Genomic DNA, 11,184 nt, shown 5'->3' with positions numbered 1-11,184 from the left:
CCATAGGGTTGAGGAAATCGTCCAGGCGGAAGCCGACACCGAGCTCGTCGACACCCTCACCGACGGTTCCCGCAACTTCCTCATGGTGGGCCGGGTTGCGCCGAACAAGGGCCATCTGGAACTGGTCGATGCAATTGCAGCCTATGTCCGCGGCTACTCCGATTCGGCGCGCCTGATTCTGCTGGGCAAGATCGATCCGCGCCTGGAGAGCTACACCAATGCGATCAGGGATCGTATCGAAGGCTATGGCTTGGAACACCACGTAACCTGGATCAATGGCGCCAGCGAAGCGCAACTCAAGGCCGCTTTCCTGGCCAGCCATGTATTCATGTTGCTCAGTCAGCACGAGGGTTTCTGCGTACCGCTGATCGAATCGATGGCGGTCGGTACGCCCATCATCGCCCACGCGTCGAGTGCCGTGCCGGAGACCCTGGGCGATGCAGGGATTTGCTGGGAAGAAAACGATCCCTGGCTATACGCTGCAAGTGCCGATCGGCTGTTCAAGGATGATGAGCTGCGCAATGAACTGATGTCGGCCGGTCGCCAGCGCTATCGCGAAACCTATTTTGTCGACGTGCTTCGTCGGCGCTTTCTTGAACACCTGGCGCCAGTACTTTGAAACAGCGAGTCGCCATTGTCGTGCAACGCTGCCACGAGCGCCTGGTCGGAGGTGCCGAAGCCCTGGCGTGGCAGTACGCGCAGTTGCTGTCGGCGGACTACGAAGTGGACGTGCTCAGTTCGACCGCTTCGGACTACCAGAATTGGGACAACGACCTCGATCCCGGCACAGAACAGCGCGAAGGCATCTCCATCCTGAGGTTCCCAGTGGAGCGCGGGCGCACGCCCTATTTCCACGCCCTGCACAAAAACATGCTCGCTGCTTTCGAGAAGCCCCCGACTGCCGACCCGACGAATAGATATGGCTGGCCCGAAGCCCTCGAAGAAGAGTTCATCCGGGCGCAAGGTCCAAACTGCCCTGGTCTCCTTCAGCATCTGGCCGAACACGGCGACGACTATGCGGCGGTGTTTTTCCTGCCCTATCTGTATCCGCCGACCCTGGATGGGATTCGAGCCCTGAGCCATCGGCGCTGGGCGCTGATACCTGCCTTGCATGATGAGCCGCCGGCCTACCTGAAGACTTTCGCACGCCTCGCCCGGCAGGCACCACGTGTGCTCTGGAACACAGAGGCCGAGCGCAGACTCGGGAAGCGTATCTGGAACGTGGAGGGCGGCAATGTTGTGGCGATGACTGTGGCCACCGATCCGGTATCCGCCGCCACGGAAAAGCGACCCTATATTCTTTATTGCGGACGCATTGACGTCAGCAAGGGCTGCGCCCTGTTGCTGGACGGCTTCGATGCCTACAAGTCCGCGAATCCGGATTCGAATCTGGAGCTGATTCTTACGGGCAACGATGTGCTCGGCATTGGCAAGCGCAAGGATGTTCGCTATCTCGGCTTCGTCGATGAGCAACGCAAGTTCGAGTTGATGGCCGGGGCACGTGCATTCGTGCAGCCATCGCCTTACGAGAGTCTCAGTATCGTCTTGCTTGAAGCCATGGCACAGGGCACGCCGATCATCGTCAACGGACAGTGCGAAGTCCTAGTCGATCACGTGATAACCAGTGGCAGTGGGCAAGTCTTCCGCAACCAGGTCGAGCTCGTCGCGGCGATAGACCAGGCAAGTGCCATGCCGCCGGATCAACGTCGTCAACTGGGAAGCAAGGCCAGAGACTATGTACTGGTCAATTACAGCCGCGAACAGGTTGCCGCCAGATTGAGTGCCGAGGTCGAGGCGCTGGCGAGGGGCTGAGGATTCCATGGTCCCGGCTGTCGGTGGATGCTTCGATGAATTCCACCCGGTGTGGCTCAGCCGCCCCTGAGATGAATCTCGAAGCGTGCGCCCCCGAGCCCAGGCGAGCGAGAAACTTTCAGACTGCCGTTGTATGCCTTGATGATGTCCTGGACGATCGACAAACCGATGCCATGGCCTTGCACGCGCTCGTCACCACGCACGCCTCGTTGCAGGAGGTGCTCGACGCGACTGTCGGGAATTCCAGGCCCGTCGTCCTCGACAATCAGTTCGAGTCCTCCGGAGTAGTTTTCGTGTTCCGCGATCGGCCGGGTCGTAAGCAGCACGGAATGCTTCGCCCACTTGAATGCGTTTTCAAGCACGTTCCCGAGCAACTCCATCAAGTCACCCTGGTCGCCGCGAAACCGGGAGTCGGCGTCAATCTCGAACTCGCACAGCACCTGCTTGTCGGCATAGACCTTTTCCAGGCTGCGCACGATTTCTTCGGCATACGGTTCCAGCGGCAGTGGTGCGGCAAACGTCTGCCGACCGGAAGTCGCAGCGCGTGACAACTGGTAGGCGACGATTTCGTCCATCCGGCCGACCTGCTCAAGGACGGTCCAGCGCAACTGCTTGCTTTCGACTTCCGATTCGAGTTGCGTTCTGATCACGGCCAGCGGCGTTTTCAAGCTGTGGGCAAGATCGGCCAGCGTGTGTCGATAGCGCTTGAGTCGGTCACGCTCGGAATCGATGAATTTGTTGAGATTGGTGGCGAGTCCGGACAATTCGGCGGGGTAGCGGTCGCCGAGGTGCTCCTCCGCGCCGCGCTCGACCCTGGCGAGATCGGCCGCGACCTTGCGCAGTGGAGCCATGCTCCATCGCAACACGCCAATCAGCAACAACAGCAGGCCCACGCCAAGCCCGCCAAGCCAGGTCAGCAGGGTACGTCGGAATGCGCGGACCTGGTTTTGCAAGGCCGTGCTGTCTTCGGCGATATGCAGGGTAAGTTTCAACTCGGGTCGATTGCCGACACTCCAGGAAATGCCCTGTGACAATACGAACAACTCACCGTCACCGGATTCGAGAGGGCCCTCAAAAGTGGTTTCGCCCGGTTCCAGCTCACTGCTGAAAGGCTGCGTGAGGCCCAGTGCGGACGGTGAACGCCATTGGCGATCCTTGGCGTTGCGCACGTGGTCGCCGACGATGCTTGCGTAGAGGCCCGAATCAGGTCGATCAAAACGTGGGTCCGGACCGACTTCCGGCGGGATCAGGTTGCCGGCGCGATTGGTGTCGGCGCCGGCCAGGTAAGCATGCAGATATCCTTGCAGTCGCTCACGCTGCGAACTGAGGGCCGCATCAAAAAAGGCCTGATCCAGTGCAAAGAAGGTCAGGCCCAGGAACGCGGCAAGGGCAATGCCCGCTGCCGCAAGCGAGCGGGCCTGCAACGACAGCGGGTGTGCCATTTCCCTTCCAGGACTCAGGCTGCGGGAGCTGGAGCTGGTGTGGTTTCGTTCTCGTCAGCCCCGGAATCGGTGCGTTCCAGAGCGAAACGATAGCCGCGACCACGCACGGTCTCGATCGGCTTGATGGTGTTTTCCGGATCCAGCTTGCGCCGCAGTCGCCCGATGAACACCTCGAGGACGTTCGAGTCGCGATCGAAATCCTGCTGGTAGATATGCTCGGTCAGGTCGGCCTTGGAGACCAGTTCGCCGGCATGCATCATCAGGTATTCGAGAACCTTGTATTCGTAACTGGTCAGGTCGACCGGGTTGCCATTCGAGCTGACCGTCTGTGCCGTGGTATCAAGCGCAATGGGGCCGCACTCGAGCAAGGGGCGAGACCAGCCGCTGGCTCGACGAACCAGTGCATTCAGGCGTGCGAGCAGTTCCTCCACATGGAATGGCTTGACCAGATAGTCGTCAGCGCCGTACTTCAGGCCCTGGACCTTGTCCTGCCAGGACGAGCGTGCGGTAAGGATGAGGATCGGATAGCGCTGCCCATCCTCACGCAGTTGCTTGACCAGCTCCATGCCCGACATCTTCGGCAAGCCGAGATCGATGATGGCGACATCGAAGGGGACTTCACGTCCCAGAAACAGGCCTTCCTCACCATCTCCGGCTGCATCGACTGCGAATCCGTCACGCTTGAGGCGTGCAGCAAGGGTTTCCCGAAGCGGAGCTTCGTCTTCAACCAATAGCACTCGCATTGCTTTCTCCTTTATTGATCCGCTTGTACTTCGACGACGCGTACCTGGCCATTTGGTGTCAGAACCTTGATCCTGAAAATCTTGCGCTTGCCGATGCGCAAGGTTTGCACGGTCAGGATCTTGCCTCCGGTTTCCTGCTGCACGCGATCCACCGCTTCCTGTGCGCCGATTTCGGCAGCACGGGGAAGCGGCGAGTACACGATGGCGGCAATTGCCGCAGCCATGACCAGCAGTTGTTTTCGAAAAATGGCTGCAAACATTTCCACCACAGGGGACCCGAAGACGACCGTTGGTACGTCGCCGATGGTGCAGTCTTGACGGCGCGCATTGAATTCAACCTGAACTCGCGTGCCGCGAAGGGCCTTTTCGCTGAATCGCCGGTTCAGACTTGAGCGGGGTGCTAGGCTCAAAATATTTCCCCAACGCAGCAACGAAGGCTGCCACCAGCCTTTTCCAGCTCGGCCATTTCCACGGCACCTATGGCGAATCCCATGGCCTCCAGCTTCCTGCGCTGCGACCCGATCAGGGAAGATTCGGCCCTGGCGCTCATCCAGACACGATTCGGGGCGAGGCTGATCGCGTTTGCGGCAAAGGCCTGCTTTTGTTGATCGTCGAGCCAGACAACATCGGCCGCGTAGACCTCGGCGATGGCTCGCGCCGCGGCAGGATCGGCGAAGCCGGACTCGGCGATAACGGCGGCCCGTCCGGCAAGTACGGCGAGGACCACGTTGGTGTGATATTCGCCGGCGGCAAGCTCGAAACAGTAGGTCAGACGCAAATCGAAAGCTTCGTGCATGGCGCGAGCGCCAGCCATGTCGCAGCGTTCGGAAAGTCCGCAGTAGCCGATTCCGCGTGCACGGTCGATCACCAGTGAACCGGTCAGTTCGGCGGTCAGTTCGGCTCCGGAAAGATCGATGATCCTGCGTCCAAGTACATCGCCGAACCAGGCCCTGATGTCGGTCCTGGCTGTTTCGCGCTGGCGCACCGCGTGGCGCATGTGGCCGATGATCAGGCGCCCTGCACAGGTTGCAAATGCATTGTTCGGGAACACGCCGTCAGGCGCTTGCGGATCGCCTGGAAAACTGATGACCGGTATGTCTTCGGATAGCCTGCGTGCGATTTCGGCATGCTCGGCGAGTGCGCGTAGCGGATCGGGTATGCGTTCCAGGTCCATGTACAGGTTGTCGCTGGCGGACTCGGCCGCCAGCGAAAAATCGGCCGGGCTGACGAGGAAAGCAGCACTTGCCGTCGCAGGCAGGTCCATTTCACAGGGATGCGATGCCAGCGCATCGAGGAATGCCTTGGGTTCGCAGACGATCATTGCTGCCCCTGATCGGTGATCGCAAGCTTGTGCGGATGGCGAAAACAGCTGATCAGGTGGTCATTGACCATGCCGGTGGCTTGCATGAATGCATAGCAGATGGTCGAGCCGATAAAGCGAAAACCGCGCGCATGCAAGGTCTTGCTGAGCCGATCCGAAATCGGACTGGTTACCGGTACATCGGCATGTGATTTCCATAGATTGATGATCGGCTTCCCGTTCACGAATTCCCATAGCCACGCGTCGAGGCTGCCATTTTCGCGGATCAGCTCGATCGCAAGACGCGCGTTGTTGCGTGCGGAAAAGATCTTCAGCCGGTTGCGGATCAGCCCGGGGTCGGACAGCAAGGCCTCGAGTGCCTGGTCACTCATGGCGGCGACGCGGTCGATATCAAAATTCTTGAAGGCGCGCCGATAGTTCTCTCTCTTGTCGAGCACGGTACGCCAGCTCAGTCCAGCCTGGGCACCTTCGAGCACGATGAATTCGAACAGATGCCGGTCGTCGTGGACTGGCACGCCCCATTCACTGTCGTGGTAGTCGCGGTAGGCCTGGTTGACCGAGTTTCCGCAGGCCCAGTTGCAACGCTCCAGGCCATCGTCGGGTAGCGATTTCTTCTCAGTCATTGATGCGCGGGATCCTTGACGGCCGGGAGGCGAGAATACCTGCAGTGCGCACTTGCCTGCAGCATCCGGTCGCGAAATGAGCCTTGCCGTATTCAGGCGTCAGCGATCAGAGGGTGCGCAGGTGACCCACGGCAAGGCATCGAGGTCGACATTGCCGCCGGTGAGGATCAGGCCAACGCGTGCGCCGGCGAATCGCTCACGGTGCCTGAGGACGGTGGCCAGTACGATCGCGCCGGAAGGTTCGACGACGATCTTCAGGCGCTGCCAGATCAGGCGCATCGCCGAAATCGTTTCCTCGTCCGTGGCAGTCAGTACTTCGACGCCATGTTCGCGGACGATCTCGAAATTGATTGCGCCGACCAGGGTGCGCAAGCCATCGCAGATCGTGTCCGGGACAAAATCCGAGATGCGCTCACCTGACAGCAGCGATGCCTGGGTGTCGGCGGCACCGGCCGGCTCGGCGGCGAACACGCTTGCATCCGGCATGCGCGCTGCCGCTGCGATGGCAGTTCCGCTGACCAGGCCACCGCCGCCCACCGGGGCAATCAGCGCATCCAGCGCCCCGACCTGGGCAATGAACTCCCTCGCGACTGTGCCTTGGCCGGCAATCACGAGCGAATCGGCGTACGGATGAACCAGGGTCGCGCCGGTCTTCTGCCTGACGTCTTCCGCGGCATGCTCGCGTGCCGCGATGGTTGGCTTGCAGCGGTGTACCGTTGCACCGTAGCTTTCAATGGCTTCGACTTTGGAGCGCACCGCGCCTTCCGGCACGATCACGTGGCAGACGATTCCGCGAGTCCGTGCAGCGAGTGCCAGGGCGGCACCGTGATTGCCGGACGAGTGGGTGACCACGCCGCATGCCGCCTGTGACTCCGACAGCGACCATACGGCATTGCAGGCGCCGCGGAACTTGAATGCGCCGACTCGCTGGAAATTTTCGCACTTGAAAAACAGGCTGGCACCGGCCATTGCGTCGATCGACTGTGAACGCATCACGGGAGTGACATGGGCGTGCGCGGCGATCCGCGTGGCGGCTTGCTCGATGGCGGCGAAATCAGGCTTCTTGATGCCGGCCGTAGGGTTCATTGCAAAAAACCTCCGCATGGACTGGGCGCACCTTACATGGGCCGGACGGGTGCGTGCTAGCCTGCGCTGCGCAAGGGCATGACCGTGTTTGCACGACGCGGTCCATCAAAGCATCGGCCATGGAAATCCACAAAGAATGAAGCCTGTCATCCATCTGCGCGACTATCGTCCTCCTGCATGGCGCATGGAGACGGTCGAGCTGATCTTCGACCTGGATGCGGACAACACCCTGGTCCAGGCGCGGCTCGCGGTTGTCCAGGATCCTGCCCAGTTGAAGGTTGATCTGCGTCTGGACGGGATTGGTATCGAGCTGCTCGCTGTTCGTGTTGACGATCGAGAGCTGGACGCAAGCGAATACCGACTGGAGCAGGATTGTCTCGTCATCCCAGGTCTGCGTGGCCAGGCATTGATAGAAACCCGATCAAGAATCCAGCCGCAGAAAAACAAGGCCATGCTGGGTTTGTACGTGAGCGGCGGAACAGAACGCGGTTTCCTGCTCACCCAATGCGAAGCCGAAGGTTTTCGCCATATCACCTGGTCGATTGATCGCCCGGATGTTCTGGCGCGCTATACCGTCACCTTGCGAGCGCAGCGCTCGCGCTTTCCCGTGCTGCTGGCGGGTGGTGACGAGGATGGCAGCGGCGATCTGGACGACGGGCGCCATTGGGCGCGGTTCGTCGATCCGCAACCGCGATCGAGCTATTTGTTCGCCCTGGTCGCCGGGCAGCTTGAGTGCATCGAGGACGTGCATGTCACCTCCAGCGGTCAGCGCGTGCGTCTGCTGATCTGGGCTCCCGGCAATGCCGTCAGCCGCTGCGCGCATGCGATGGACTGCCTGAAGGCAGCGATGCTCTGGGACGAGCAGCGGTTCGGGCGCTGCTACGAACTCGGCGTATTTCATGTTGTTGCCACCGATGATTTCACCATGGGCGCGATGGAAAACACCGGGCTCAATATCTTCAACTCGAAATATCTTCTGGCTGATCTCGAGCATGCGACGGATGACGATTTCCGCCGCGTTCTCGCCATCATCGGCCACGAATACTTCCACAACTGGAGCGGAAACCGGGTGACCTGCCGGGACTGGTTCCAGCTCAGCCTGAAGGAAGGTCTGACTGTTTTCCGGGAGCAGGAATTCGAGTCCGACCTGGCATCACGAACGCTGCGCAGGATCGAAGACGTGCGTGCACTGTGGCGATCGCAGTTCAGCGAGGACGCAGGCCCGCTGGCACATCCGGTGCGCCCGGATCACTACAGCGAGATCAACAATTTCTACACCATGACGGTCTACGACAAGGGCGCCGAAATCGTGCGCATGTTGTCGACCATGCTGGGACGCGAAGGTTTTCGGCGCGGGCTGGATCTGTACTTTTGCCGTCACGACGGCGCGGCGGTCACCGTTGAGGATTTTCTCGCCGCGCTGGGTGATGCCAACAGCCGGGATCTCGGGTCATGGCTGGCCTGGTATTCGCAGGCAGGAACGCCTCAGCTGACAGCGTCCGGTCGATACAACCCGCTGGATAGGAGCTACGAACTGACCCTGAGCCAGTTCACTCCGGCAACGCCCGGACAGCGCGAAAAGCAGGCATTGCCGATTCCGGTCGACCTGGCCCTGTTCGACTCCGCAGGAAATCTGTTGCCACTGGAGCTGGAGGGTGACGCGGAAAGCCCAGGCAGCGAGCGCGTTGTCCTGCTCGAGTCTGCAAGCACCACGCTGAGGTTTCGCAATATCGACAGCAAGCCCATTGCTTCCCTGTTGCGGGGGTATTCGGCGCCGGTTCGTCTGATCCACGATGTGCACTGGCATGACCTCGCCGTACTTGCAGGCAACGAGAGTGACGGCTTCAATCGATGGGCCGCAACGGATGCACTTGCACGTCGGGTCCTTGAAGATCAGCTCGATGGCGATGGCGAATCAGGGGATGCGATTGAGGCCTTGCTTGGCAGCCTGCGGGCCGCTTTCGACGACCCGGGGCTCGATCCCGCGACACTGGCCGAAATGCTCATGCTTGCCGACGAGTCATCCCTCGCCGAGCCCCTGGCTGACGTGGATCCGGAACGCGTATTCCTTGCGCGCTCCCGGCTTGAATCACGCCTGTCGGAGTCGCTACAGGACCTGCTGCTGCAGCGCTACGGAGAACTGGGTGCCGCCAGCGAGGGTGCAACAGCGGCCGCCCAGGCACGCAGGCGCCTGTGCAACCAGTGCCTGCATCTGCTTTGCGTGGCCGATGAATCGCACCTGGCACTTGCGCGATCGCGCTACCGTGACGCCACTTGCCTCAGTGACCGTTTGTCGGCATTGACCTGTCTGGTGCACGGAAATGCTGCTGATGCGCAATCGGTGCTTGATGATTTTGCACTGCGCTACGCTGATGTTCCGACCGTGATGGACAAGTGGTTCGCCGTGCAGGCATTGCGTCCTGAGCACAACACGGTCGAGCGTGTTGCGAGCCTGTCAGCGCACGCTGCGTTCTCCTGGGACAATCCGAACAAGGTCCACGCGCTGTATTCCAGTTTCGCGCTACGCAATCCGCGTGGATTCCACCGGGTTGATGGTGCTGGCTACCGTCTTGTCGGCGATGCGGTTGCGCGGCTGGACCCGGCCATTCCTCAAGTGGCCGCACGTCTCGCCGGGGCGTTCGGGCCGTGGCAGCGGCTTGAGCCGGTGCGAATGAACCTGATGCGCGCCGAACTCCTCCGCTTGCAATCCATCCAGCCTGTTTCGGCAGATCTGTCCGATATCATCGCGCGCACGCTGGGCGCAGCCTGAACAGCAGCGGCGCACAAACTTGAATCCGCAGGCGGGAAGCGTCATGTTGTTCCCGGTGTCCCGTTTTCCGGGGCCAGTGGCTGGAGGTTCCCCATGTTTCGCTTGTTATTGATTGCCGCCGCGTTGCCTTTCCTGTCCGGATGCATAAGCAACCCGGGCAACTACTATTCCTATGAAGGCGGTGGTGACTACTACTACGAGGATGCGGGTGCCGATGTCTTCATCGATTCGTTCGGAGCAGGTTATGGGGGCGGATTCGGCATCGGGACCGGCTATGGCGGATACGGCTACGGCGGCTACGGGCTTGGTTACGGCTACGGCGGATTCGGGTTCGGCGGTTACTACGGCGGCTATGGCTACCCCTGGGGTTACGGCTACTCACCCATCTGGTCCAAGCCGCCGACGGTGATCGTGGTGGACTCGCCGAGCTGGCGTCCCCGAGGAGAAGCCGAGCGTGCCGAGCGTGTCAGACTTTCGCATCGCCCCGATGCTGCCTATCCCGAATCGGCGACCTGGGCGCGACGCAATGGCTTGACTCCCGGTGGCAATCGCGCCGCAATGCCTGACACGGGCGCTCGCCGCGTGCGGAGCACGATGTCGGCACCAGCCGCCAGCCGGCCCGCCGTCTCGTCTTCGCGACGCTCACCTGCCTCATCGCAAACGGTTTCGCCGCCTCCGTCGCCAAGTCGCTCGTCTTCGAGCTCCAGACCGATGCGCAGCGCCCCTTCGCAGAGGGGGTCATCCCGCAAGCACTAGCGGCTCGCTTTTTCGGAGTCGCTGTGAATTCCGAACGGCGGGCAAGAAAAAACCGCGCTTTCGCGCGGTTTTCGTTTTCCCAGAGAGATTCCAGTGCCGGCTATCAGGCTGGCAGGCGGCTCAGGGCTTCGTTGATGCGAGCGCGTCGATTTTCGAGCTGCTTCAGCTGGGCGGTGCCCTGGTCAATCGTCGAGGTGCCCTGCATGTCCTGCATGGCCATTTCCAGACGACCCAGTTCGATCATCAGGTCGTGACGAAGAAAGAGGGGATTGAGGTTCATTGCGGATGCGGTAGCAATCATGATGGTGAACTCCCTGGGTGATGTTTGGTTGATATGGATGTAGCAAGGGGCGTGCCAACCAGCCTGATTGTTCGAAATGCAAGGAATTTCGGAAAGTTCGCTGGCGAACCTGACGTTTCATGTCGCAAAATGACCCGCGATGACCGAGCTCATCCAGGGCTGCCTCTTTTCCGCGATTACGGTCACAGTCTGTCAATTGCTGTTACCTATAAGGTCTGCACCTGGACCAGAAACAACGAATGCCGCGCTTTTCAGAGCGCGGCATTCGTTGTTTGAATCAGAAGACCGGTCAACCTGGCGCCCGGCACCATGGCCCTCTTGGATCCCCCC

The 11,184-nt window shown here is 60.8% G+C and carries 11 protein-coding genes; 4 read left to right on the top strand and 7 right to left on the bottom strand.

From position 1 onward, the window contains the following. Both WBP53_RS15065 and WBP53_RS15060 read left to right on the top strand, forming a co-directional pair. Positions 1–619, top strand: a 619-nt coding sequence (locus WBP53_RS15065) for a glycosyltransferase (protein ID WP_423930365.1), incomplete at its 5' end; no start/stop codon positions are given. After that, on the top strand, positions 616–1,812 hold the full coding sequence (locus WBP53_RS15060; protein WP_423930363.1) for a glycosyltransferase family 4 protein: 1,197 nt from the start codon (positions 616–618) through the stop codon (positions 1,810–1,812). The genes WBP53_RS15065 and WBP53_RS15060, both read left to right, overlap by 4 nt. A gap of 56 nt (positions 1,813–1,868) precedes the next feature. Here WBP53_RS15060 and WBP53_RS15055 read toward each other — a convergent pair whose 3' ends face one another. From WBP53_RS15055 to WBP53_RS15030, 6 genes are all read right to left on the bottom strand, one after another. Further along, positions 1,869–3,254, bottom strand: a complete 1,386-nt coding sequence (locus tag WBP53_RS15055; RefSeq protein WP_423930361.1) for an ATP-binding protein — start codon at positions 3,252–3,254, stop codon at positions 1,869–1,871. 14 nt (positions 3,255–3,268) lie between these two features. Beyond that, entirely contained in the window at positions 3,269–3,997 is a 729-nt protein-coding gene (locus WBP53_RS15050; RefSeq protein WP_423930359.1) for a response regulator transcription factor, read from the bottom strand. A gap of 11 nt (positions 3,998–4,008) precedes the next feature. Further along, positions 4,009–4,257, bottom strand: a complete 249-nt coding sequence (locus tag WBP53_RS15045; protein ID WP_423930357.1) for a PepSY domain-containing protein — start codon at positions 4,255–4,257, stop codon at positions 4,009–4,011. Positions 4,258–4,403: 146 nt separating this feature from the next. After that, positions 4,404–5,318, bottom strand: coding sequence for an arginine deiminase-related protein (locus tag WBP53_RS15040; protein ID WP_423930355.1), 915 nt, complete (start codon positions 5,316–5,318; stop codon positions 4,404–4,406). After that, entirely contained in the window at positions 5,315–5,941 is a 627-nt protein-coding gene (locus WBP53_RS15035; protein ID WP_423930353.1) for a DNA-3-methyladenine glycosylase I, read from the bottom strand. The genes WBP53_RS15040 and WBP53_RS15035 overlap by 4 nt, the downstream gene beginning before the upstream one ends. A 99-nt stretch (positions 5,942–6,040) precedes the next feature. Beyond that, positions 6,041–7,027 carry a pyridoxal-phosphate dependent enzyme gene (locus WBP53_RS15030; RefSeq protein WP_423930351.1) on the bottom strand — a complete coding sequence of 329 codons (987 nt, stop codon included), beginning with the start codon at positions 7,025–7,027 and terminating at the stop codon, positions 6,041–6,043. A 136-nt stretch (positions 7,028–7,163) separates the two neighbouring features. Here WBP53_RS15030 and pepN point away from each other — a divergent pair, with 136 nt between their 5' ends. Together pepN and WBP53_RS15020 are read left to right on the top strand one after the other, a co-directional pair. Then, positions 7,164–9,797, top strand: coding sequence for an aminopeptidase N (gene pepN, locus WBP53_RS15025; protein WP_423930349.1), 2,634 nt, complete (start codon positions 7,164–7,166; stop codon positions 9,795–9,797). A gap of 93 nt (positions 9,798–9,890) precedes the next feature. Next, complete coding sequence (locus WBP53_RS15020) at positions 9,891–10,553, top strand: hypothetical protein (RefSeq protein WP_423930347.1); 663 nt, start codon at positions 9,891–9,893, stop codon at positions 10,551–10,553. A 103-nt stretch (positions 10,554–10,656) separates the two neighbouring features. On the opposite strand, the gene WBP53_RS15015 is transcribed toward WBP53_RS15020, so the two are convergent. Further along, positions 10,657–10,833, bottom strand: a complete 177-nt coding sequence (locus tag WBP53_RS15015) for a hypothetical protein (RefSeq protein ID WP_423930345.1) — start codon at positions 10,831–10,833, stop codon at positions 10,657–10,659. Positions 10,834–11,184: the final 351 nt, after the last annotated feature.

This window comes from Dokdonella sp., assembly GCF_049593775.1.
In the GTDB taxonomy this organism is placed as follows: Bacteria; Pseudomonadota; Gammaproteobacteria; order Xanthomonadales; family Rhodanobacteraceae; genus Dokdonella.
This window is presented reverse-complemented; position numbering and strand designations above follow the sequence as displayed.